Raw genomic sequence first — 22627 nt, 5'->3', positions numbered from 1 at the left:
AAGACGCGATTCTAGCAGGCTAAGGCCCGCAAGGCTAAAGAGAAGGACGGATCAATTCGAGGCCGAAGTGTTGGCCTGTCAGATAGTCGTCGATGCAGCGGATGATCAGCTCGCTGCGCCAGTTGTCGCGCTGCTCGATTAATTCCTCGCGGGTCAACCACTTGGCGCCGATGATGCCGTCATCCAGTTGGTAGTCGGGGTGGTGTTTCAACGCTTTGGCGATGAAACAGATCCGCTGGTAGGTCACGCCGTTGCTTGGGGCTGTATAGAGGTAAATGCCCAGTACGCCGGTCGGTTCGACGTCCCAGCCGGTTTCCTCGAGGGTTTCGCGCACGGCGGCTTCGGTCAGTGTTTCGTTCGGGTCCAGATGACCGGCGGGCTGGTTAAGCACCACGCGTCCGTGCTTGAGTTCCTCGACCATCAGGAAGCGGCCGTTGTCTTCGACGATGGTGGCGACGGTGATGTGGGGTTTCCAGTCCATGAATCGTCCTCAATTTCCAATGTTGAAACACAGTCAAATGTAGGAGTGAGCCTGCTCGCGATAGCGGTGGGTCAGGCGAATCAATGTTGAATGATATACCGCTATCGCGAGCAGGCTCGCTCCTACATTGGTTTTGTCTGGGTTCTGAAAACACAAACCCCGGCACAGGGCCGGGGTTTGTGATGTTCCCTTACAACCTTAAACCAGCGCAGCAACTGCCGCGTTGAAGGTTGCGCTCGGGCGCATGGCCTTGCTGATCAGCTCGGCGTCGGCGTGGTAGTAACCGCCGATGTCCACTGGCTTGCCCTGAACGGCGTTGAGTTCGGCAACGATGGTCGCCTCGTTCTCGGTCAGGGTCTTGGCCAGGGTCGCGAACTGCGCTTGCAGTGCAGTGTCTTCGGTCTGGGCAGCCAGGGCTTGAGCCCAGTACAGTGCCAGGTAGAAGTGGCTGCCGCGGTTGTCGATGTTGCCGACTTTGCGCGATGGCGACTTGTTGTTGTCCAGGAACTGGCCGGTGGCCTGGTCCAGGGTCTTGGCCAGCACCAGCGCCTTAGGGTTGTTGTAGGTCACGCCCAGGTGTTCCAGGGACGCGGCCAGGGCCAGGAATTCACCCAGCGAATCCCAGCGCAGGAAGTTTTCTTCCAGCAACTGCTGAACGTGCTTCGGAGCCGAACCGCCAGCGCCGGTTTCGAACAGGCCACCGCCGTTCATCAGCGGCACGATCGACAGCATCTTGGCGCTGGTGCCCAGTTCCATGATCGGGAACAGGTCGGTCAGGTAGTCGCGCAGTACGTTGCCGGTCACCGAGATGGTGTCTTTACCTTCGCGGGTGCGCTGCAGGGTGTACTTCATCGCGTCGACCGGCGCCATGATCTGGATGTCCAGGCCGGCAGTGTCGTGATCTTTCAGGTAAGCCTGAACTTTCTCGATCACTACGCCATCGTGGGCGCGCATTGGGTCAAGCCAGAAAATCGCCGGAGTGCTGCTGGCGCGAGCACGGTTGACGGCCAGTTTGACCCAGTCCTGGATCGGCGCATCTTTGGTCTGGCACATGCGGAAGATGTCGCCGGCTTCAACAGCCTGTTCCATCAGCAGGGTGCCTTTGCTGTCGGTCACGCGAACAACGCCGTCAGACTTGATCTGGAAAGTCTTGTCGTGGGAACCGTATTCTTCGGCTTTCTTCGCCATCAGGCCAACGTTTGGCACGCTGCCCATGGTGGTCGGATCGAACGCGCCGTTGGCCTTGCAGTCTTCGATCACTGCCTGGTAGATGGTCGCGTAGCAGCGATCCGGGATCACGGCCTTGGTGTCGTGCAGCTGGCCGTCGGTGCCCCACATCTTGCCGGAGTCACGGATCATTGCTGGCATCGAGGCGTCGACGATGACGTCGCTCGGCACGTGCAGGTTGGTGATGCCTTTGTCGGAGTTGACCATCGCCAGGGAAGGGCGAACGGCGTAGACCGCCTGGATGTCAGCTTCGATCTGCGCTTGCTGCTCGGCAGGCAAGGCCTTGATGCGAGCGTACAGGTCGCCGATGCCGTTGTTCAGGTTGAAGCCGATCTGTGCCAGCACGTCAGCGTGCTTGGCCAGTGCGTCTTTATAGAACTCGGCAACGATCTGGCCGAACATGATCGGGTCGGAGACCTTCATCATGGTGGCTTTCAAGTGAACCGACAGCAGCACGCCTTGTGCCTTGGCGTCTTCGATTTCGGCCGCGATGAAGCTGCGCAGGGCGTTTTTGCTCAATACCGCGCAATCGAGGATCTCACCGGCTTGTACGCTGGTCTTTTCTTTCAGGACGGTGGCGGTGCCGTCTTGAGCGATCAGTTCGATCTTCACGGCGTCAGCGGCGTCGATCAGGGCAGCTTTTTCGCTGCCGTAGAAATCGCCGGTGCTCATGTGTGCGATGTGGGACTTGGAGTCCTTGGCCCAGGCGCCCATTTTGTGCGGGTGCTTGCGTGCGTAGTTCTTGACCGACAGCGGAGCACGGCGGTCTGAGTTGCCTTCRCGCAGAACCGGGTTTACGGCGCTGCCCTTGATCTTGTCGTAGCGCGCCTTGGCTTCTTTGTCGGCGTCGCTGGTGACGGTCTCAGGGTAGTCCGGCAGTGCGTAGCCCTGAGCTTGCAGCTCTTTGATCGCGGCTTGCAGTTGTGGAACCGAAGCGCTGATGTTCGGCAGCTTGATGATGTTGGCTTCAGGCGTAACGGCCAGGGCGCCCAGTTCGGCGAGGTGGTCGGCTACGGCTTTGTCACCCAGTTGCTCGGGGAAGCTGGCCAGGATGCGCCCTGCAAGAGAGATATCGCGGGTTTCAACGGCGATATCAGCCGAGGCGGTGAACGCCTCTACGATAGGCAACAGTGAATAGGTGGCGAGGGCAGGAGCTTCGTCGGTGAAGGTATAGATGATCTTCGAGCGGGTGGGCATATTCGGATTAACTCTCTCTTCTTTGCTAAAGCGTGCGCAGAAACTCGAGGGCGCCGGGTAAGCGCGTTCGTTCAAAGTCATCCATGAGCCGAATATCGAGGTTTCGTTGCTGTGATGTTGGGTGCATCAGTAAGGCGTCAAGTGGCCGGACTGCGATAACAGGCCGGCCTGCCAGGCGGAAAGTCTCGTCGTAGAGCACTTCAACCGTCGTGACCCTGTGGTCAGCGGCGGCATTATACATAGGTAGCTGGCAATCTGCCGATGGTTCATACGCAACGAATGTCGTCCATTGGTCTAAAGGTCGCAGGGGCAAGTCGGGCGTAGAGTCATTCGTCGTGCTTGGTTTTGGCGCTTTTCCCTTTGCTTTCAGGCTTGTAGCGCACGAGTTGCAAGGCTTTGCGCCAGATGGATGGAACATAGGGTTTGCGCGCCGATTCAACTGGGTTACGCTCGAACCAAGCCAGATGTTCAATCCAATCAATGGAGTTCAGCATGGGTTACAAGAAGATTCAGGTTCCAGCCGTCGGCGACAAAATCACCGTCAATGCAGACCATTCTCTCAATGTTCCTAATAACCCGATCATCCCCTTCATCGAAGGCGACGGCATTGGTGTCGACATCAGCCCGGTCATGATCAAGGTTGTCGATGCTGCTGTTAAGAAGGCTTACGGTGGCGAGCGCAAGATTTCCTGGATGGAAGTGTACGCCGGGGAGAAAGCGACTCAGGTTTACGATCAGGACACCTGGCTGCCTCAGGAAACCCTGGACGCGGTCAAGGATTACGTGGTTTCCATCAAGGGCCCGCTGACCACCCCGGTCGGTGGCGGCATCCGTTCCCTCAACGTGGCCCTGCGTCAGCAACTCGACCTGTACGTCTGCCTGCGCCCGGTGCGCTGGTTTGAAGGCGTGCCTAGCCCGGTCAAGAAGCCAGGCGATGTCGACATGACCATCTTCCGCGAGAACTCCGAGGACATCTACGCCGGCATCGAGTGGAAGGCCGGTACGCCGGAAGCCACCAAGGTCATCAAGTTCCTGAAAGAAGAAATGGGCGTGACCAAGATCCGTTTCGACGAAAACTGCGGCATCGGCGTCAAGCCGGTTTCCCTGCAAGGCACCAAGCGTCTGGCGCGCAAGGCCCTGCAATATGTTGTCGACAACGATCGCGATTCGCTGACCATCGTGCACAAAGGCAACATCATGAAGTTCACCGAGGGTGCCTTCAAGGAATGGGCCTACGAAGTGGCGGCTGAAGAGTTCGGCGCGACCCTGCTCGACGGTGGTCCGTGGATGCAGTTCAAGAACCCGAAAACCGGCAAGAACGTTGTCGTCAAGGATGCGATCGCCGATGCCATGCTTCAGCAGATCCTGCTGCGCCCGGCCGAGTACGATGTGATCGCGACCCTGAACCTGAACGGCGACTACCTCTCCGACGCCCTGGCGGCGGAAGTGGGCGGTATCGGTATCGCGCCAGGTGCCAACCTGTCCGACACCGTGGCCATGTTCGAAGCCACCCACGGTACTGCGCCGAAATACGCCGGCAAGGACCAGGTCAATCCCGGTTCGCTGATCCTGTCCGCTGAAATGATGCTGCGCCACATGGGCTGGACCGAAGCAGCCGACCTGATCATCAAGGGCACCAACGGCGCGATTTCCGCCAAGACCGTGACCTATGACTTCGAACGTCTGATGGAAGGTGCGAAGCTGGTATCGTCTTCCGGTTTCGGTGATGCGCTGATCTCGCACATGTAAGAACGCGCAGGCACACAAAAACCGCCTGATTCAATAAGTTGAGTCAGGCGGTTTTTTTATGACTGGATGACGGGTTGCGTCAGCTCGACACCGTTTCGTGCTGGGTGGCGGGCGCGGTCTGTTCGCTCGGGAGCGTGGCAGACGTGATATTCAATGCATGCAAGCCTTTGGGGCCCTGAACGATCTCGAAGCTGACGATTTGTCCGGCCTTGAGGGTTTTGTAGCCGTCCATCGCGATGGCCGAATAGTGAGCAAAGAAATCGATTTCCTTGCCGTCCTCATCACGGCCTTCTTTGGCATCGGTGTTAATGAAACCGAATCCCTTGGCATTGTTGAACCATTTCACCTTGCCAACTGACATACCCAACTCCCTCTGCAACAGACTCCATCACTGGAGTATCATCCAGTACATCCGCAGTCGAATCTGTAAATAAGATTGACTCCGCGGACCTTTTTTACCCACTGTGGGCTCTATTGGTTGTAACACCGTTTTGCCGATAGTCAAGCTGACCGGGCAGTCGGAGTTGAAAACGCTGATAGCCGCCCCCACCAATGTATTTGAACAACTGACGAACCTTTCTTTCCATGCATGCAATCAGCCAGATTCGACTAACATTCAATCAGGATCGCCCTGATTTACACGACGACGATTCCACAGGCATTGCTGTTCAGGAGGCAAAGCCTGCACTACAGGCGCCGCCGATGTACAAGGTGGTTTTGTTCAACGATGACTACACACCGATGGATTTCGTCGTCGAAGTGCTCGAGGTGTTTTTTAACCTGAATCGCGAGCTGGCGACCAAGGTCATGCTGGCCGTCCATACAGAAGGGCGGGCAGTATGTGGAGTGTTTACCCGCGACATCGCCGAGACCAAGGCCATGCAGGTCAACCAGTACGCCAGGGAAAGCCAGCATCCGCTACTCTGTGAAATCGAGAAGGACGGTTAATCGCCGACCACTTGGGTATGAGGTGAAGCTATGTTAAACCGCGAGCTCGAAGTCACCCTCAATCTTGCCTTCAAGGAGGCCCGTTCGAAGCGTCATGAGTTCATGACCGTCGAACACCTCTTGCTGGCCCTATTGGACAATGAGGCTGCCGCCACCGTTTTGCGTGCGTGCGGTGCAAACCTCGACAAACTCAAGCATGACCTGCAGGAGTTCATCGACTCCACCACGCCATTGATCCCCGTGCATGACGAGGATCGCGAAACCCAGCCAACCCTGGGCTTCCAGCGTGTCCTGCAACGTGCTGTGTTTCACGTACAGAGCTCGGGCAAACGCGAAGTGACTGGTGCCAACGTGCTGGTCGCGATCTTCAGTGAGCAAGAGAGTCAGGCGGTGTTCCTGCTGAAACAGCAGAGCGTCGCCCGTATAGATGTCGTCAACTACATCGCCCACGGCATTTCCAAGGTGCCGGGGCATGGCGATCACTCTGAAGGTGAGCAAGATATGCAGGACGACGAGGGCGGTGAGTCTTCTTCCTCGGGTAATCCCCTGGATGCTTATGCCAGCAACCTCAACGAACTGGCGCGCCAGGGTCGTATCGATCCGTTGGTGGGTCGTGAGCTGGAAGTCGAGCGCGTCGCGCAGATCCTTGCGCGTCGTCGCAAAAACAATCCGCTGCTGGTGGGCGAGGCGGGCGTGGGTAAAACCGCGATTGCCGAAGGCCTGGCCAAGCGCATTGTCGACAACCAGGTGCCGGACCTGCTGGCCAACAGCGTGGTTTACTCCCTTGACCTGGGTGCCTTGCTGGCCGGTACCAAGTACCGTGGCGATTTCGAGAAGCGCTTCAAGGCGTTGCTCAATGAGCTGAAAAAACGTCCGCAGGCGATCCTGTTCATCGACGAGATCCACACCATCATTGGTGCGGGTGCCGCGTCCGGTGGTGTCATGGATGCCTCGAACCTGCTCAAGCCACTGCTGTCGTCCGGTGATATCCGCTGCATCGGTTCCACAACGTTCCAGGAGTTCCGCGGGATCTTCGAGAAGGACCGTGCCTTGGCTCGGCGCTTCCAGAAGGTCGATGTGTCGGAGCCTTCGGTGGAAGACACCATTGGCATTCTGCGCGGCCTGAAGGGGCGTTTCGAAAGCCATCACAATATCGAATACAGTGATGAAGCCCTGCGCGCGGCTGCCGAACTGGCCTCGCGTTACATCAATGATCGTCACATGCCGGACAAGGCCATTGATGTCATTGATGAGGCGGGTGCCTATCAGCGTCTGCAACCGGTGGAAATGCGCGTTAAACGCATCGAAGTGCCTCAGGTCGAGGACATCGTTGCGAAGATTGCGCGGATTCCGCCAAAACACGTCACCAGCTCCGATAAAGAGTTGCTGCGTAACCTTGAGCGTGACCTGAAATTGACCGTGTTCGGTCAGGATGCCGCGATCGATTCGCTGGCAACCGCGATCAAGCTGTCCCGTGCCGGCCTCAAATCCCCTGACAAGCCTGTCGGTTCGTTCCTGTTCGCAGGGCCTACCGGTGTCGGTAAAACCGAAGCGGCGCGTCAGTTGGCCAAGGCCTTGGGTGTCGAGTTGATTCGCTTCGACATGTCCGAGTACATGGAGCGCCACACCGTATCGCGTCTGATCGGTGCGCCTCCGGGTTATGTCGGGTTCGATCAGGGCGGCCTGCTCACCGAAGCCATCACCAAGCAGCCACACTGCGTGCTGTTGCTCGATGAGATCGAGAAGGCGCATCCGGAAGTCTTCAACCTGCTGCTGCAGGTGATGGATCACGGTACGTTGACCGATAACAACGGGCGCAAGGCGGATTTCCGTAACGTGATCGTCATCATGACGACCAACGCCGGTGCCGAGACCGCAGCCCGCGCTTCGATCGGTTTCACCTATCAGGATCACTCGTCCGATGCGATGGAAGTGATCAAGAAGAGCTTCACGCCGGAATTCCGCAACCGTCTGGATACCATCATCCAGTTTGGTCGCCTCAGCCATGAGGTCATCAAGAGCGTGGTGGACAAGTTCCTTACCGAGCTTCAGGCGCAACTGGAAGACAAGCGTGTGTTGTTGGAAGTCACTGATGCGGCCCGCAGCTGGCTGGCCGAAAGTGGTTACGACGCGGCGATGGGTGCTCGCCCAATGGCGCGCCTGATCCAGGACAAGATCAAGCGTCCGCTGGCGGAGGAGATTCTCTTTGGCGAACTGGCCGAACATGGCGGTGTGGTGCACATCGACATCAAGGACGGCGAGCTGACCTTCGAGTTCGAGACCACAGCCGAGATGGCCTGACGTTTGGAAGCAAAGCCAAAAGGCGCTGAAAGGCGCCTTTTTGCTATCTGTCGAAATCACCACGGTTCCCTGTGGGAGCGAGCTTGCTCGCGATAGCGGTGCATAAGCTTGCATCAACGTTGGATCAGCTGACGCCATCGCGAGCAAGCTCGCTCCCACAGGGTTCTGTGTTGTGGTTGCTAAATCGCCCACAAACAAAAACGCCCGGCATAAGCCGGGCGTCTTGTATTGACCTGATTAGCGAGCGCGGTAAGTGATGCGCCCTTTGCTCAAGTCATAGGGCGTCAGCTCGACGCGCACTTTGTCGCCGGTAAGAATACGGATGTAGTTCTTGCGCATCTTGCCGGAGATGTGCGCGGTTACGACGTGCCCATTTTCCAACTCCACACGAAACATGGTGTTGGGCAGGGTGTCGACGACAGTGCCTTCCATTTCGAAGCTGTCTTCTTTCGACATGCAGTAAAGCCCTCGGTGTCCAATGAATGGCCCGGTGCAACTGCGCCAGGCAAAAGCGGCGTGCATTGTGCCCGAAAAGTGGGGTTTAAGCCAAGGGGTTTAGGGTTGGCTCTAGTTTAGAACCACCCAGCGCTGATTAATCAGCAACTCAATGGGGCGATATTGAGTCTTGTAGTTCATCTTTTTGCAGTTTTTGATCCAGTAGCCGAGGTAGACCGCCTCCAGCCCCAGTCGGCTGGCCTCGGCGATTTGCCAGAGGATTGCGTAGCGCCCAAGGCTGCGACGCTCTTCGGCGGGCTCGTAGAAGGTGTAGACCGCCGAAAGACCGTTCGGCAGTAGATCGGTGACCGCGACGGCCAGCAGCCGGCCGTTCAGACGAAACTCATAAAAGCGTGAAAACGGCAGGTCCCGCACCAGGAATGTCGAAAACTGGTCGCGACTTGGCGGGTACATGTCGCCATCGGCGTGACGCTGTTCGATATAGCGCTGGTAAAGGTCGAAGTACTCTTCGTTGAAGCCGGGCTTGGCGGGACGCACCTGCAAATCCGCGTTGCGCTTGAAGATGCGTTTCTGTTGCCGGTTGGGCGTGAACTGTCCCACGGGAATACGCGCCGGAACGCACGCATTGCAATTCTGGCAATGCGGCCGATAGAGATGATCGCCACTGCGACGAAAACCCATCTCCGACAGGTCTGCATAGACATGCACATCCATGGGCTGACTAGGGTCGAGGAACAGGGTTGTGGCCTGCTCATCGGGCAGATAACTGCAAGAGTGCGGCTGAGTGGCATAGAACTTCAAACGCGCCAACTCGGTCATGATCAACCCTCGGGATAATGCTTTTGAATAAGTGTAAGCCACGCGCGCAAAAGTCGCTCAGCAAACCCAGGTGGCATGGTTGGGTTGGTCAAGGTGCCTGGCCAGATAATCGGCAAACTCGCGACGCGCAATCGCCCGGGCGCCCAGGCTATGCAGGTGGTCGGTGGGCATCTGGCAATCGATCAGTACAAAGCCCGAGTCTTTCAGATGCCGGACCAGCGTGGCAAAGCCGAATTTCGACGCGTTGTCAGCGAGGCTGAACATGGACTCGCCGAAAAACAACTGGCCCATTGCCAGGCCATACAGCCCGCCAACCAGTTCGTCCCCGTCCCATACTTCCACCGAGTGCGCGTGTCCACGCCTGTGCAACTCGATATAAGCGTCCTGCATGGCCTCGGTGATCCAGGTGCCATCGGCGTAATCCCGGGGGGCGGCACAGGCGCGGATGACGGCGGCGAAGTCCTGATCGAAGGTCACTTGATAGCGTTGCTGACGCAGCAGTTTGTTCAGGCTGCGCGAGACGTGCAATTCGTCGGGAAACAGAACCGTGCGCGGGTCCGGAGACCACCAGAGGATCGGCTGGCCTTCGGAAAACCAAGGGAAGCAGCCGTGGCGATAAGCCGAGATCAGCCGATCGGCGGACAGATCACCACCTGCAGCCAGAAGCCCGTTGGGGTCGCGCATGGCCTTTTCCAGCGGTGGGAAATGCAAGGTATTGCGTTGTAACCAGGTCAGCATGGCATCCGGACTTACAGAAGGGGAGGGCAGTGGCGGGTTTTGGCCCGCCATAAAGTTTGCCTTCAAACGGTTGGAATGTCGTCGAGGTATTTTTCGGCGTCCAGTGCCGCCATGCAACCGGCCCCGGCAGACGTAACGGCCTGGCGATAAACGTGGTCGGCCACGTCACCGGCGGCAAAAACCCCGGCAATCGCCGTAGCGGTGGCATCGCCTTCGCTGCCACCCTTGACCAGTAGATACCCGTCGCGCATTTCCAGTTGGCCCGTAAACAGGTCGGTATTGGGCTTATGGCCGATGGCGATAAACACCCCGGCCAGCGGCAGCTCTTTGGTTTCACCCGTTTGGCTGTCCCGCAGACGGGCGCCGGTCACGCCGCGGGCATCGCCGAGCACTTCGTCCAGGTTCTGGTTCCAGTGCAGGCGGACATTGCCGTTGGCGGCTTTTTCGAAGAGTTTGTCCTGGAGGATCTTCTCCGAGCGCAGCTTGTCGCGCCGATGCACCAGGTGCACTTCCTTGGCGATGTTCGACAGGTACAAGGCTTCCTCGACCGCCGTATTACCGCCGCCGACCACCGCAACCACCTGATTGCGATAGAAAAATCCGTCACAGGTCGCACACGCTGATACCCCTTTGCCGGCAAACGTTTCCTCCGACGGCAGGCCCAGGTATTGCGCGGAGGCGCCGGTGGCAATGATCAAGGCGTCGCAGGTGTAGGTGCCGCCATCGCCGATCAATTCGAACGGCCGTTGTTGCAACTTGGCGGTGTGGATGTGGTCGTAAACGATCTCGGTGGCAAAGCGTTCGGCGTGTTTTTGCATGCGGTCCATCAGGACTGGTCCGGTCAGGCCTTCGACGTCGCCTGGCCAGTTATCCACTTCGACGGTGGTGGTGAGCTGGCCACCTGCCTGTATGCCGGTAATGACAACGGGCTTGAGGTTGGCGCGGGCGGCATAAACGGCCGCGCTGTAACCCGCAGGGCCGGAGCCCAGGATAATCAGGCGTGAATGCTTCGCTTCGCTCATAAAAACACCTCATAAGCCTTTGTCACCAAAGAGAATGCATGCTCAAATTGAACAGCATGTCATGTGCTGTTGACTATGCTACACCCAAGGGTCTCAAGCATGGCGTCGTGCGTACAAACCCGTACAATGCCCTGCGTGTTACATATATTCAGTGCGCGCCGTGTTTATAAAAACCGGGGCGCAGTGTTAAAAGTAGTCCCGGTTACGCGTGTTAACTTTTTTACCTGCCTGGATTGGGTAGTTTTTCGGCAGTTTTTATAGACATTCACCAGATGGACGCGCCATTGGCGCAGGAAAAGAAGCGTTTTGAAGAAATCCACCGCAGCACCTAAACCAGCCGTCGTTCCGCTCTGGCGTCAGCACTTGCACTACCGACTCAAGGAAGGTGCGCTGATCGCCATCGGTGCCTTGTGCCTGTTCCTGATGATGGCCTTGTTGACCTATGGCAAGGATGATCCGGGCTGGAGTCATAACAGCAAGATCGACGACGTGCAGAACTTCGGCGGGCCAGCGGGCTCCTACAGCGCCGATATCCTGTTCATGGTGCTGGGTTACTTCGCCTACATCTTCCCGTTGCTGTTGGCCGTCAAGGCGTACCAGATCTTCCGCCAGCGTCACGAACCGTGGCAGTGGAGCGGTTGGCTGTTCTCCTGGCGCCTGATCGGCCTGGTGTTCCTGGTGCTGTCGGGCGCCGCTCTGGCCCATATCCATTTCCATGCCGCGACCGGTCTGCCGGCCGGTGCGGGCGGTGCGCTGGGCGAAAGCCTTGGCGACCTGGCCAGGAACGCCTTGAATATCCAGGGCAGCACACTGTTGTTCATTGCGTTGTTCCTGTTCGGCCTGACTGTGTTTACCGACCTGTCGTGGTTCAAGGTGATGGACATCACTGGCAAGATTACCCTCGACCTGTTCGAACTGTTCCAGGGTGCGGCCAATCGCTGGTGGGCGGCCCGTACCGAGCGCAAACGACTGGTTGCCCAGTTGCGTGAAGTCGACGACCGTATGGATGAAGTGGTCGCGCCGACCGTCACCGACAAGCGCGAGCAGGCGAAGGTCAAGGAGCGGCTGATCGAGCGTGAGCAAGCCCTGAGCAAACACATGTCCGAGCGCGAGAAACAGGTGCCGCCGGTGATTGCGCCCGCGCCGCCAAAGCCCGCCGCACCGAGCAAGCGCGTCGAGAAAGAGAAGCAGACGCCGTTGTTCGTCGACAGCGCCGTGGAAGGCACCTTGCCACCAATCTCGATTCTCGATCCCGCGGAAAAGAAACAGCTCAATTACTCGCCTGAATCCCTGGCGGCGGTCGGCCACCTGCTGGAAATCAAGCTCAAGGAATTCGGCGTTGAAGTCACGGTGGATTCGATTCACCCGGGTCCGGTGATCACCCGTTACGAAATCCAGCCGGCGGCCGGTGTCAAGGTCAGCCGCATCTCCAACCTGGCCAAAGACCTGGCCCGTTCCCTGGCCGTGACCAGCGTGCGCGTGGTGGAAGTGATTCCGGGCAAGACCACCGTCGGTATCGAGATTCCCAACGAAGACCGGCAGATCGTGCGTTTCTCCGAGGTGTTGTCGACCCCCGAATACGACAACTTCAAATCCCCGGTCACCCTGGCCCTGGGTCACGACATCGGCGGCAAGCCGGTCATCACCGACCTTGCGAAAATGCCGCACCTGCTGGTGGCCGGTACCACCGGTTCCGGTAAGTCGGTGGGGGTGAACGCGATGATCCTGTCGATCCTGTTCAAATCCGGCCCGGAAGACGCCAAGCTGATCATGATCGACCCGAAAATGTTGGAACTGTCGATCTATGAAGGCATTCCGCACCTGCTGTGCCCGGTGGTCACCGACATGAAGGACGCCGCCAACGCCCTGCGCTGGAGCGTTGCCGAGATGGAGCGACGCTACAAGCTGATGGCCAAGATGGGCGTGCGAAACCTGTCTGGCTTCAACGCCAAGGTCAAGGAAGCCCAGGACGCCGGCGAGCCGTTGAGCGATCCGCTGTACAAGCGCGAAAGCATTCACGACGAAGCGCCGCTCCTGCAAAAGCTGCCGACCATCGTGGTGGTGGTCGACGAATTCGCCGACATGATGATGATCGTCGGCAAAAAGGTTGAAGAACTGATCGCCCGTATCGCCCAGAAGGCGCGGGCGGCCGGTATCCACCTGATTCTTGCGACCCAGCGTCCGTCGGTAGACGTGATCACCGGTCTGATCAAGGCCAACATCCCGACCCGTATGGCGTTCCAGGTATCGAGCAAGATCGATTCGCGGACCATCATCGACCAGGGCGGTGCCGAACAACTGCTCGGTCACGGTGACATGCTCTACATGCCGCCGGGCACCAGCCTGCCGATTCGTGTTCACGGTGCTTTCGTGTCCGACGATGAGGTTCACCGCGTGGTGGAAGCCTGGAAACTGCGTGGCGCGCCGGAATACAACGACGACATTCTCAATGGCGTCGAAGAGGCGGGTAGCGGCTTCGAAGGCAGCAGCGGTGGCGGCGACGGTGACGATCCTGAGGCCGACGCGCTGTACGACGAAGCCGTGCAGTTCGTGCTGGAAAGCCGTCGTGCCTCCATTTCCGCGGTTCAGCGCAAGCTGAAGATCGGCTACAACCGCGCCGCGCGCATGATCGAAGCCATGGAAATGGCCGGGGTCGTGACGTCCATGAACACCAACGGTTCGCGTGAAGTCCTGGCCCCGGGCCCGGTGCGCGACTGACCCGAGCATGAAAGGGGTGGCGCCCATTGGCGTCGCCCGCACTCCCACGAATGTTATGAGGACTCCCATGCGTCTGATCCGCATGTTGTTGCTGCCGGTACTGGCTTTGACCACGCTCCAGGCTAACGCCGATGACAAGGACGTGGCGCGCCTGACCCAATTGCTGGAAAAATCCAAGACGCTGACGGCCAACTTTTCGCAGTTGACCCTCGACGGCAGCGGCACCCAGTTGCAGGAAACCACCGGCGACATGACGCTGCAGCGCCCGGGCCTGTTCTACTGGCACACTAATGCGCCGGCCGAGCAGACCATGGTATCCGACGGCAAGAAAGTCACTCTGTGGGATCCGGATCTGGAGCAGGCGACGATCAAGAAGCTGGACGAGCGTCTGACCCAGACCCCGGCTCTGCTGTTGTCCGGTGACGTGTCGAAGATCAGCCAGAGTTTCGACATCACCGCGAAAGAGGCGGGTGGCGTGATCGACTTCACCTTGAAGCCGAAAACCAAGGACACTCTGTTCGACAACCTGCGTCTGTCGTTCCGCAACGGTCTGCTCAACGACATGCAACTGATCGACAGCGTCGGCCAACGCACCAACATCCTGTTCACCGGGGTGAAGGCCAACGAAGCAGTGCCAGCGTCCAAGTTCAAGTTTGACATCCCCAAGGGTGCCGATGTAATTCAGGAATAAAGTGCAGAACCTCTGTAGGAGCGAGCTTGGTCCGGGCGGCGTTCCGACGATAAACCCGAGCACGCCGCGGGGTGTCAGGCTTACAGCGTTATCGTTGGCGACCATCGCGAGCGAGCTCGCTCCTACAGAATCGGCGCCAGACCCAGTGAGGTTTCATAGTTAGTGATGGACCTGTTTCGCAGCACCCCGATCGCCCAGCCCTTGGCCGCCCGCCTGCGCGCGGCCAATCTGGACGAGTACGTCGGTCAGGAACACGTGCTCGCTCGCGGCAAGCCCTTGCGCGAAGCGCTGGAGCAGGGTGCCCTGCATTCGATGATTTTCTGGGGGCCGCCGGGTGTGGGCAAAACCACCCTGGCGCGATTGCTCGCGGAAGTCTCGGATGCGCACTTCGAAACGGTCTCGGCGGTGCTGGCCGGGGTCAAGGAGATCCGTCAGGCGGTGGAAATCGCCAAACAGCAGGCCGGGCAATACGGCAAGCGCACCATCCTGTTCGTCGATGAAGTGCATCGCTTCAACAAGTCGCAGCAGGACGCGTTCCTGCCTTATGTCGAAGACGGCACGCTGATTTTCATCGGCGCAACCACCGAAAACCCCTCGTTCGAACTCAACAACGCCTTGCTGTCCCGGGCCCGCGTCTACGTGCTCAAAAGCCTCGACGAAGCGGCCCTGCGCAAGCTGGTGCACCGCGCATTGACCGAAGAGCGTGGCCTGGGCAAACGCAACTTGACCCTCAGCGATGAAGGGTTCCAGATGCTGCTGTCGGCCGCCGATGGGGATGGCCGGCGTTTGCTCAACTTGCTGGAAAACGCCTCGGACCTCGCCGAAGACAACGGCGAAATGGGTGTCGACCTGCTGCAAAGCCTGCTCGGCGATACCCGCCGGCGGTTCGACAAGGGCGGCGAAGCGTTCTACGACCAGATATCCGCGTTGCACAAGTCGGTGCGCGGTTCCAACCCCGACGGCGCGCTGTACTGGTTTGCGCGGATGATCGACGGCGGTTGCGACCCCTTGTACCTGGCCCGGCGCGTGGTGCGCATGGCCAGCGAAGACATCGGCAATGCCGACCCGCGCGCCCTGAGCCTGTGCCTGGCGGCCTGGGAAGTGCAGGAACGCCTCGGCAGCCCCGAAGGCGAACTGGCGGTGGCCCAGGCCATCACCTATCTGGCCTGCGCGCCAAAAAGCAACGCGGTGTACATGGGCTTCAAGACCGCACTGCGCGCCGCCGCCGAGCACGGCTCGCTGGAAGTGCCGCTGCACCTGCGCAACGCGCCGACCAAGCTTATGAAGCAATTGGGCTACGGCGATGAATATCGCTATGCCCACGATGAGCCGGACGCCTACGCCGCCGGAGAAGACTATTTCCCGGAGGAACTCGATCCGATCCCGTTCTATCAGCCCGTGCCCCGTGGCCTGGAATTGAAGATCGGCGAAAAGCTTAATCACCTGGCGAAACTCGACCGTTCAAGCCCCCGGCAGCGGAGAAAATAGTGTTTCCAGCGATCGTTGCGGTTTCCGTCGGCGGGATGGCCGGCACTCTGTTGCGTTTTGCCGCGGGCAATTGGATCAACGCGAATTGGCCACGGCACTTCTATACCGCGACGCTGGCCGTTAATATCGTGGGCTGTTTGCTGATCGGTGTTCTATACGGTCTGTTTTTGATACGCCCGGAGGTGTCTTTTGAAATTCGCGCCGGGTTGATCGTTGGCTTCCTCGGGGGGCTGACGACTTTTTCATCCTTTTCACTGGATACGGTGCGCCTGCTGGAAAGCGGGCAGGTGCCGCTGGCCCTGGGCTATGCGGCGCTCAGCGTATTCGGCGGGCTACTTGCCACCTGGGCCGGCCTGTCCTTGACCAAACTTTGATAAACGAGAAACCGACATGCTCGATTCCAAACTGTTACGTAGCCACCTTCAGGACGTAGCGGACCGCCTGGCATCCCGTGGCTATGCCCTGGACGTCGCGCGCATCGAAGCGCTGGAAGAACAGCGCAAGACCGTCCAGACCCGCACCGAAGCACTGCAGGCTGAACGTAACGCGCGCTCCAAATCCATCGGTCAGGCCAAGCAGCGCGGCGAAGACATCGCGCCGCTGATGGCGGACGTCGAGCGCATGGCGGGCGAATTGAGTACCGGTAAAGTCGAACTGGACGCGATCCAGACCGAGCTGGACTCGATCCTGCTGGGCATCCCCAACCTGCCGCACGAATCGGTACCGGTCGGCGAAGACGAAGACGGCAACGTCGAAGTGCGCCGCTGGGGAACCCCGACGGCCTTCGATTTCCCGGTTCAGGACCACGTGGCCCTGGGCGAGAAGTTCGGCTGGCTGGACTTCGAAACCGCTGCCAAACTGTCCGGCGCCCGTTTCGCCCTGCTGCGCGGCCCTATTGCCCGTCTGCACCGCGCCCTCGCGCAGTTCATGATCAACCTGCACGTCACCGAGCACGGCTACGAAGAGGCCTACACGCCTTATCTGGTCCAGGCCCCGGCGCTGCAAGGCACCGGCCAACTGCCGAAGTTCGAAGAAGACCTGTTCAAGATCGCGCGCGAAGGCGAAGCTGACCTGTACCTGATCCCGACCGCCGAAGTGTCGCTGACCAACATCGTCGCCGGCGAAATCGTCGATTCGAAACTGCTGCCGATCAAGTTCGTTGCCCACACCCCGTGCTTTCGCAGTGAAGCCGGCGCGTCGGGTCGCGATACCCGCGGCATGATCCGCCAGCATCAGTTCGACAAGGTCGAGATGGTGCAGATCGTCGAGCCGGCGAAGTCGATGGAAGCGCTGGAAGGCTTGACCGCCAACGCCGAGAAAGTCCTGCAACTGCTGGAACTGCCTTACCGCACCTTGGCGTTGTGCACCGGCGACATGGGCTTCAGCGCGGTCAAGACCTACGACCTGGAAGTGTGGATCCCGAGCCAGGACAAATACCGCGAAATCTCGTCGTGCTCCAACTGCGGCGACTTCCAGGCCCGTCGCATGCAAGCGCGTTTCCGCAACCCGGAAACCGGCAAGCCGGAACTGGTGCACACCCTGAATGGCTCCGGTCTTGCTGTCGGCCGTACCCTGGTGGCGGTGCTCGAGAACTATCAGCAGGCCGACGGTTCGATCCGTGTGCCTGAAGTCCTCAAGCCGTACATGGGTGGCCTCGAGGTTATCGGCTAAATGAACTATCTGCCGCTGTTTCACAACCTTCGCGGCAGTCGTGTGTTGGTCGTCGGCGGGGGGGAGATTGCCTTGCGCAAATCCCGCCTGCTGGCCGATGCCGGTGCGCTGCTGCGGGTGGTTGCACCTGAAATCGAAGCACAACTGCGCGAGCTGGTTGCCGGCAGCGGTGGCGAGTGCCTGCTACGTGGCTACGCCGAAACGGACCTGGACGGATGCGGGCTGATCATTGCCGCCACCGACGACGAAACGCTGAACGCACAAGTTTCCGCCGATGCCCATCGGCGTTGCGTGCCGGTCAACGTGGTGGACGCGCCAGCCCTGTGCAGCGTGATCTTCCCGGCGATCGTCGACCGTTCTCCGTTGATCATTGCAGTGTCCAGCGGCGGCGATGCGCCGGTGCTGGCACGTTTGATCCGCGCCAAGATCGAAACCTGGATTCCTTCCACCTACGGTCACCTGGCCGGTTTGGCGGCGCGATTCCGTCATCAGGTCAAAGGCCTGTTTCCGGATGTGCAGCAGCGTCGGGCGTTCTGGGAAGATGTTTTCCAGGGGCCGATTGCCGATCGGCAACTGGCCGGGCAGGGCGGTGAAGCCGAGCGGTTGCTCCAGGCGAAAATCGATGGCGAAGCGCCAGTGGCGACCGGTGAGGTCTATCTGGTGGGCGCAGGGCCAGGTGACCCCGACCTGCTGACGTTCAAGGCATTGCGTCTGATGCAGCAAGCCGATGTGGTGCTGTACGACCGTTTGGTGGCACCGGCAATTCTCGAACTGTGCCGTCGCGACGCCGAACGGGTTTACGTCGGCAAGCGCCGAGCCGATCACGCGGTGCCGCAGGATCAGATCAACCAGCAATTGGTGGACCTGGCCAAGCAAGGCAAGCGTGTGGTGCGATTGAAGGGCGGCGATCCGTTCATCTTCGGTCGTGGTGGTGAAGAGATCGAAGAACTGGCGGCCCAAGGCATCCCGTTCCAGGTCGTGCCGGGGATCACGGCGGCCAGTGGTTGCGCGGCTTATGCCGGGATTCCGCTGACTCACCGCGATTATGCGCAGTCGGTGCGATTCATCACCGGCCACCTCAAGGACGGTTCCAGCGATTTGCCATGGGCCGATCTGGTCGCGCCGGCGCAAACCCTGGTGTTCTACATGGGCCTGGTGGGCTTGCCGATCATCTGCGAGCAGTTGATCAAACATGGTCGCGCCGCCGATACCCCGGCGGCACTGATCCAGCAGGGCACCACGGTCAATCAGCGCGTCTTCACCGGCACCCTGGCCGATTTGCCACGACTGGTGGCGGAGCATGAAGTACATGCGCCGACATTGGTGATCGTGGGTGAAGTGGTGCAACTGCGCGAGAAACTGGCGTGGTTTGAAGGGGCTCAGGGACAGGTCTAGGCACCGAGTCGCTCCCATCGCGAGCAGGCTCACTCCTACATCGGATTTGCGGCGTTCAAAAATCCCCTGTAGGAGCGAGCCTGCTCGCGATGAGGCCCTAAAAGACAATAAAATTTTTAGATCAAACTCAGGCCTTGCGCCAAACCCCTTTCCCGCTAAACCGCTCCCGATCATGGGCCGCGGTGAAGTCCTGTGCCGGCCCTTTCGGCACCACACCCGTCGGGTTGATGGTGCGGTGGCTGGCGTAGTAGTGGTTCTTGATATGGGTGAAGTCCACCGTCTCGGCAATCCCCGGCCACTGGTAAATTTCCCGCAGCCAGTTCGACAGGTTCGGATAATCGGCAATCCGCCGCAGGTTGCACTTGAAGTGCCCGTAGTACACCGCATCGAAGCGAATCAGCGTGGTGAACAGGCGGATGTCCGCTTCGGTCAGGTATTCGCCAGCCAGGTAACGGTTGGCACCCAGCAGCAGCTCCAGCCGATCCAGCTCGGCAAACACATCATCGAAGGCTTCTTCATAAGCCTGTTGCGAGGTGGCAAACCCGGCGCGGTACACGCCATTGTTCACCGCCGGATAAATCCGCTCGTTCAGCGCATCGATCTCTCCGCGCAGCGGCGCCGGGTAGAAGTCCAGGTCGTTACCGGTCAGATCGTCGAAGGCGCCATTGAACATGCGGATGATTTCCGATGATTCATTGTTGACGATGCGATTCTGTTGTTTGTCCCACAGCACCGGTACGGTGACGCGGCCGGTGTAGTCGGCGGTGTCGGCGGTGTAGCGCTGGTGCATGAAGTCGAAGCGATCGAGCTTGTCGCCGGTCGAACCCAGGTGCTGGTCGAAGGTCCAGCCGTTTTCCAGCATCAACCAACTGACCACCGAAACGTCGATCAGGTTTTCGAGGCCTTTGAGTTTGCGCAGGATCAGCGTGCGATGGGCCCACGGACAGGCCAGGGACACGTACAGGTGATAGCGCCCAGGCTCGGCCGCAAAACCGCCGACGCCGGTCGGTCCGGGCTTGCCGTCAGCGGTCAACCAGTTGCGTCGCTGCGCCTGTTCACGCTGGAACGCGCCGTCCTTGCTGCTTTCGTACCATTTGTCCTGCCAGCGGCCATCAACTAACAAACCCATGTTCGAGACTCCCGAAACCCATAATCGATGGAGTTGAGTCTATTCCGATGAGTTCGAACAAAAAGCGCAAAGATCGGGCGCGAATGATCGATTAAATTGATTTGTCCCGCGCAGCCCAGTATTTTTCAGCGGTTTCGAAGGCCTGGTCGCGGGTCTGTCCGAGGCCACGCAGGGCCAGGGCCATGGTCGAGATCAGGGCCATTTGCGGGTAGCTGTCGACCACATCGCCACGCCAGACTGCTTTCAAATGTTCAGGTTCAAGCGAAGCAGGTTTGACGTGACGTTGCGCCGACAACTGCGGCCATTCCTCGTCCCAGCTAACGCCGCCGGTGGTGCCGTACAGGTGACTGTCGGCGTCCGGGTTGATCTCGATTTCGCCGCCATCGCCCTTGATCACGATGGCGGTGTCACCCAGCAGGCCGCTGGCATCGCGATGCACCGCCTGATAACCCGGGTGGAAAATGCTTTGCAGACCGCAACGGGCGCCCAGCGGATTGAGAATCCGCGCCAGGGAGTGGATCGGCGAGCGCAGGCCCAGGGTGTTGCGCAGGTCGATCATCCGTTGCAACTGTGGCGCCCAGTCCATCAAAGGCATGAACGCCAGGCCGCCGTTGTCCAGTGCCGAGCCGACTTGCTGCCAGTTGCGGCACAGCGGGATGTTCAATTCGCCCAGCAGTTGCTCGCTGTACAGCCGACCGGCCGTGTGGGCGCCGCCGCCGTGCATGAAAATCCGCACGCCGTTTTGTGCCAGGCACTTGGCTGCCAACAGATACCACGGCAAGTGCCGCTTCTTGCCGGCGTAGGTCGGCCAGTCCAGATCCACCGCCAGTGCCGGAGGATTCAGGCGTTCGCGCAAGGCTTCGGTGAAGCCTGCCATCTCCTCGAAGCTTTCTTCCTTGTGCCGCAACAGCATCAGGAATGCGCCGAGTTGGGTTTCCTCGATCTTTTCATCGAGCACCATGCCCATGGCCTCGCGGGCCTCGACCCGGGTCAGGTCACGGGCGCCGCGTTTGCCTTTGCCAAGGATCCGCACGAATTGGGCGAACGGATGCTCGGCGGGTGTTTCGAGGGTCAGTGCTGGGTAATCAGTCATAAGCAATTCGTCGGTTTGGGCAGGCCCGCCAGTTTCGCGGCGAGTTTGGCGGGAGTGCCTTTGAACAGTCGGTTCAGGTGCAGGCTGTTGCCTTTTTCCGGGCCGAGTTTCAGGGCGGTGTACTTGATCAGCGGACGGGTGGCCGGTGACAGCTGGAATTCGGTGTAGAAACTGCGCAGCAGCTCGAGGACTTCCCAGTGTTCGGGCGTCAACTCGATGTCTTCGGCAGCCGCCAGGGCACTGGCCACGTCGGCGGACCAGTCACTCAGTTCGACCAGGAAACCATCCTTGTCCAGCTCGATGGCGCGGGCGCCGACCGTCAATGCATTCATAGCCAACTGTTGACCTTGTCGTAGTGAATCGACAGTTCGACGAAGGCCGGGTAATCGATGGCCTTGGCCCATTCTGGAACCGCAAGCGCACGGGCCTGGGCATCTTCAGCCAGGACGAACAGCTTCAGGCCGCGTGCGCTGAGCACCGTGAAGGGCGCGGTGCCTGGCTGCAACGCATAGGCGGCATCACCGGACAACAGCAACCCGTCGTTGGCGCCGATTACGCGCAGGCAACTGGTCAGGCGTTCGTCGCCGAACGGGGAATGAGACAACACATGCAAAGTCGACATCAGAGGGTGATCACCTGGTCGTAACGGTCAATGAGGGCGGTGATTTCAGGGGCGGCCAACACTTGGGCTTCTTCCAGCGACAGGCCGCTGGGGTCCAGGCCGCGCTGGGTGATGCTGTCGCCGCAGGCGAACAGTTCCTCGACACCGAACATCGGCAGGGCTTGCAGATTGGCGCTCAGGTCTTTCAGTTGCAAGGCCTTGGCGTCCTGACTGGCGACGAGCTGGAACACGCCGTCATCGAGAAACAACAGGCCGATCGGCAGGTCGAAGGCGCCCCCGGCCAGCACGATATCCAGCGCTTCGCGCGCGCCAGGGCCGGACCATGGCGACTGGCGGCTGATGATCAACAAGGATTTGGCCATGTCATGCGCCTCCGAAACAGATCAGGCGGTCGGCATCCTGCGCGGCGTCATGCAATTGGCCGAGGCCCGACAATTCCCACGGCGCACCGACGGCAACAGCCTCGCGCTGATAGCGTCTGGCTTCTTCATCGTTCAACACGCCACGACGCAGCGCGGCGGCGATGCACACCACACCATCGAGTTGATGGTCGCTGACAAAGGTGCGCCATTGCCTGGGCAAGTCCAGTTCATCCTGGGGCGTGACCACGCTGGCAGACGCGTTGTAGACGCCGTCCTGGTAGAAAAACAGCCGGACAATCTCATGCCCGCCGGCCAGCGCCGCTTGGGCGAACAGCAAGGCGCGGCGCGAGGAGGGCGCATGGGCGGCGGAAAACACGGCGATGGCGAATTTCATGACGGACTCGATCAGCGAAACTGCGGCCATGATAAAGCTTTATCGGCGGGGMGGCGAAGGGCTTTGCCGCGAAGGTAGCCTGCCATATACACGCAAGCCCTCTGTAGGAGCTGCCGCAGGCTGCGA

At 59.7% G+C, this 22627-nt stretch carries 23 protein-coding genes; 9 read left to right on the top strand and 14 right to left on the bottom strand.

Features of this window, described 5'->3' with window-relative positions:
• Positions 1-34: 34 nt before the first annotated feature.
• From AC1DXW_RS09900 to AC1DXW_RS09890, 3 genes are all read right to left on the bottom strand, one after another.
• Positions 35-481, bottom strand: coding sequence for an NUDIX hydrolase (locus AC1DXW_RS09900; protein WP_477755248.1), 447 nt, complete (start codon positions 479-481; stop codon positions 35-37).
• A gap of 198 nt (positions 482-679) precedes the next feature.
• Positions 680-2905, bottom strand: a complete 2226-nt coding sequence (locus AC1DXW_RS09895) for an NADP-dependent isocitrate dehydrogenase (RefSeq protein WP_477755247.1) — start codon at positions 2903-2905, stop codon at positions 680-682.
• Between the two features lie 326 nt (positions 2906-3231).
• A complete protein-coding gene (locus tag AC1DXW_RS09890; RefSeq protein ID WP_191628038.1) occupies positions 3232-3399 on the bottom strand; it encodes a hypothetical protein in 168 nt (55 codons plus the stop codon).
• Between AC1DXW_RS09890 and icd the strand changes: the two genes are divergently transcribed.
• Positions 3398-4654, top strand: coding sequence for an NADP-dependent isocitrate dehydrogenase (gene icd / locus AC1DXW_RS09885; protein WP_057399856.1), 1257 nt, complete (start codon positions 3398-3400; stop codon positions 4652-4654). The two genes, AC1DXW_RS09890 and icd, sit on opposite strands and share 2 nt — an antisense overlap.
• 79 nt (positions 4655-4733) lie before the next feature.
• On the opposite strand, the gene AC1DXW_RS09880 is transcribed toward icd, so the two are convergent.
• Positions 4734-5015, bottom strand: coding sequence for a cold shock domain-containing protein (locus AC1DXW_RS09880; RefSeq protein WP_477755246.1), 282 nt, complete (start codon positions 5013-5015; stop codon positions 4734-4736).
• Between the two features lie 224 nt (positions 5016-5239).
• Here AC1DXW_RS09880 and clpS point away from each other — a divergent pair, with 224 nt between their 5' ends.
• Positions 5240-5602 (top strand): ATP-dependent Clp protease adapter ClpS, encoded by a 363-nt coding sequence (clpS, locus tag AC1DXW_RS09875; protein ID WP_032829596.1) that lies wholly within the window; start codon positions 5240-5242, stop codon positions 5600-5602.
• A gap of 30 nt (positions 5603-5632) precedes the next feature.
• The gene (gene clpA / locus AC1DXW_RS09870) at positions 5633-7903 is read left to right on the top strand and encodes an ATP-dependent Clp protease ATP-binding subunit ClpA (RefSeq protein WP_477759981.1); all 2271 of its coding nucleotides are present in this window, start codon (positions 5633-5635) and stop codon (positions 7901-7903) included.
• Positions 7904-8140: 237 nt separating this feature from the next.
• Here clpA and infA read toward each other — a convergent pair whose 3' ends face one another.
• The 4 genes from infA to trxB form a co-directional block, all read right to left on the bottom strand.
• The gene (infA, locus tag AC1DXW_RS09865) at positions 8141-8359 is read right to left on the bottom strand and encodes a translation initiation factor IF-1 (protein ID WP_002553999.1); all 219 of its coding nucleotides are present in this window, start codon (positions 8357-8359) and stop codon (positions 8141-8143) included.
• Positions 8360-8470: 111 nt separating this feature from the next.
• Positions 8471-9178, bottom strand: coding sequence for an arginyltransferase (locus tag AC1DXW_RS09860; protein ID WP_111287927.1), 708 nt, complete (start codon positions 9176-9178; stop codon positions 8471-8473).
• Between the two features lie 57 nt (positions 9179-9235).
• Entirely contained in the window at positions 9236-9916 is a 681-nt protein-coding gene (gene aat / locus AC1DXW_RS09855; protein WP_108217862.1) for a leucyl/phenylalanyl-tRNA--protein transferase, read from the bottom strand.
• 62 nt (positions 9917-9978) lie between these two features.
• Positions 9979-10938, bottom strand: coding sequence for a thioredoxin-disulfide reductase (gene trxB, locus AC1DXW_RS09850; protein WP_477755029.1), 960 nt, complete (start codon positions 10936-10938; stop codon positions 9979-9981).
• Between the two features lie 306 nt (positions 10939-11244).
• Between trxB and AC1DXW_RS09845 the strand changes: the two genes are divergently transcribed.
• From AC1DXW_RS09845 to cysG, 6 genes are all read left to right on the top strand, one after another.
• Positions 11245-13656 carry a DNA translocase FtsK gene (locus AC1DXW_RS09845; protein WP_477759980.1) on the top strand — a complete coding sequence of 804 codons (2412 nt, stop codon included), beginning with the start codon at positions 11245-11247 and terminating at the stop codon, positions 13654-13656.
• 67 nt (positions 13657-13723) lie between these two features.
• Positions 13724-14347, top strand: coding sequence for an outer membrane lipoprotein periplasmic chaperone LolA (lolA, locus tag AC1DXW_RS09840; protein WP_477755027.1), 624 nt, complete (start codon positions 13724-13726; stop codon positions 14345-14347).
• 165 nt (positions 14348-14512) lie between these two features.
• Positions 14513-15835: a replication-associated recombination protein A gene (locus AC1DXW_RS09835; protein ID WP_477755026.1), complete on the top strand. Its 1323-nt coding sequence runs from the start codon at positions 14513-14515 to the stop codon at positions 15833-15835.
• Positions 15835-16209 carry a fluoride efflux transporter CrcB gene (gene crcB, locus AC1DXW_RS09830; RefSeq protein ID WP_477755025.1) on the top strand — a complete coding sequence of 125 codons (375 nt, stop codon included), beginning with the start codon at positions 15835-15837 and terminating at the stop codon, positions 16207-16209. Before AC1DXW_RS09835 ends, crcB begins: the two co-directional genes overlap by 1 nt.
• A gap of 16 nt (positions 16210-16225) precedes the next feature.
• Positions 16226-17506 carry a serine--tRNA ligase gene (gene serS, locus AC1DXW_RS09825; RefSeq protein ID WP_477759979.1) on the top strand — a complete coding sequence of 427 codons (1281 nt, stop codon included), beginning with the start codon at positions 16226-16228 and terminating at the stop codon, positions 17504-17506.
• Positions 17507-18901, top strand: coding sequence for a siroheme synthase CysG (gene cysG / locus AC1DXW_RS09820; RefSeq protein ID WP_477755023.1), 1395 nt, complete (start codon positions 17507-17509; stop codon positions 18899-18901).
• A gap of 127 nt (positions 18902-19028) precedes the next feature.
• Here the strand turns inward: cysG and AC1DXW_RS09815 are convergent, their stop codons facing one another.
• The 6 genes from AC1DXW_RS09815 to tusD form a co-directional block, all read right to left on the bottom strand.
• Entirely contained in the window at positions 19029-20030 is a 1002-nt protein-coding gene (locus AC1DXW_RS09815; RefSeq protein ID WP_477755022.1) for a glutathione S-transferase family protein, read from the bottom strand.
• A 91-nt stretch (positions 20031-20121) separates the two neighbouring features.
• Positions 20122-21123, bottom strand: a complete 1002-nt coding sequence (locus AC1DXW_RS09810) for a glycosyl transferase family protein (RefSeq protein WP_477759978.1) — start codon at positions 21121-21123, stop codon at positions 20122-20124.
• A complete protein-coding gene (locus tag AC1DXW_RS09805; RefSeq protein WP_477755020.1) occupies positions 21120-21455 on the bottom strand; it encodes a TusE/DsrC/DsvC family sulfur relay protein in 336 nt (111 codons plus the stop codon). The genes AC1DXW_RS09810 and AC1DXW_RS09805 overlap by 4 nt, the downstream gene beginning before the upstream one ends.
• Positions 21452-21745: a sulfurtransferase complex subunit TusB gene (gene tusB / locus AC1DXW_RS09800; RefSeq protein WP_477755019.1), complete on the bottom strand. Its 294-nt coding sequence runs from the start codon at positions 21743-21745 to the stop codon at positions 21452-21454. Before tusB ends, AC1DXW_RS09805 begins: the two co-directional genes overlap by 4 nt.
• Positions 21745-22107, bottom strand: a complete 363-nt coding sequence (tusC, locus tag AC1DXW_RS09795; RefSeq protein ID WP_477755018.1) for a sulfurtransferase complex subunit TusC — start codon at positions 22105-22107, stop codon at positions 21745-21747. The genes tusB and tusC overlap by 1 nt, the downstream gene beginning before the upstream one ends.
• 1 nt (position 22108) lies before the next feature.
• Positions 22109-22501: a sulfurtransferase complex subunit TusD gene (gene tusD, locus AC1DXW_RS09790; protein WP_477755017.1), complete on the bottom strand. Its 393-nt coding sequence runs from the start codon at positions 22499-22501 to the stop codon at positions 22109-22111.
• Between the last annotated feature and the right edge of the window lie 126 nt (positions 22502-22627).

It is taken from the genome of Pseudomonas sp. P4_C4 (assembly GCF_056402055.1).
Note: the sequence above shows the minus strand (reverse complement) of the source record. Positions and strands in the feature narration are given on the sequence as shown.

Coding starts and splice junctions, on each gene's coding strand:
- clpS (WP_032829596.1), top strand. CDS start 5,240: ATGCATGCAATCAGCCAGATTCGACTAACATTCAATCAGGATCGCCCT.
- cysG (WP_477755023.1), top strand. CDS start 17,507: ATGAACTATCTGCCGCTGTTTCACAACCTTCGCGGCAGTCGTGTGTTG.
- aat (WP_108217862.1), bottom strand. CDS start 9,916: ATGCTGACCTGGTTACAACGCAATACCTTGCATTTCCCACCGCTGGAA.
- tusD (WP_477755017.1), bottom strand. CDS start 22,501: ATGAAATTCGCCATCGCCGTGTTTTCCGCCGCCCATGCGCCCTCCTCG.
- icd (WP_057399856.1), top strand. CDS start 3,398: ATGGGTTACAAGAAGATTCAGGTTCCAGCCGTCGGCGACAAAATCACC.
- tusB (WP_477755019.1), bottom strand. CDS start 21,745: ATGTCGACTTTGCATGTGTTGTCTCATTCCCCGTTCGGCGACGAACGC.
- lolA (WP_477755027.1), top strand. CDS start 13,724: ATGCGTCTGATCCGCATGTTGTTGCTGCCGGTACTGGCTTTGACCACG.
- infA (WP_002553999.1), bottom strand. CDS start 8,359: ATGTCGAAAGAAGACAGCTTCGAAATGGAAGGCACTGTCGTCGACACC.
- AC1DXW_RS09900 (WP_477755248.1), bottom strand. CDS start 481: ATGGACTGGAAACCCCACATCACCGTCGCCACCATCGTCGAAGACAAC.
- AC1DXW_RS09860 (WP_111287927.1), bottom strand. CDS start 9,178: ATGACCGAGTTGGCGCGTTTGAAGTTCTATGCCACTCAGCCGCACTCT.
- AC1DXW_RS09805 (WP_477755020.1), bottom strand. CDS start 21,455: ATGAATGCATTGACGGTCGGCGCCCGCGCCATCGAGCTGGACAAGGAT.
- serS (WP_477759979.1), top strand. CDS start 16,226: ATGCTCGATTCCAAACTGTTACGTAGCCACCTTCAGGACGTAGCGGAC.
- tusC (WP_477755018.1), bottom strand. CDS start 22,107: ATGGCCAAATCCTTGTTGATCATCAGCCGCCAGTCGCCATGGTCCGGC.
- AC1DXW_RS09815 (WP_477755022.1), bottom strand. CDS start 20,030: ATGGGTTTGTTAGTTGATGGCCGCTGGCAGGACAAATGGTACGAAAGC.
- AC1DXW_RS09835 (WP_477755026.1), top strand. CDS start 14,513: ATGGACCTGTTTCGCAGCACCCCGATCGCCCAGCCCTTGGCCGCCCGC.
- AC1DXW_RS09890 (WP_191628038.1), bottom strand. CDS start 3,399: ATGCTGAACTCCATTGATTGGATTGAACATCTGGCTTGGTTCGAGCGT.
- clpA (WP_477759981.1), top strand. CDS start 5,633: ATGTTAAACCGCGAGCTCGAAGTCACCCTCAATCTTGCCTTCAAGGAG.
- AC1DXW_RS09880 (WP_477755246.1), bottom strand. CDS start 5,015: ATGTCAGTTGGCAAGGTGAAATGGTTCAACAATGCCAAGGGATTCGGT.
- AC1DXW_RS09810 (WP_477759978.1), bottom strand. CDS start 21,123: ATGACTGATTACCCAGCACTGACCCTCGAAACACCCGCCGAGCATCCG.
- trxB (WP_477755029.1), bottom strand. CDS start 10,938: ATGAGCGAAGCGAAGCATTCACGCCTGATTATCCTGGGCTCCGGCCCT.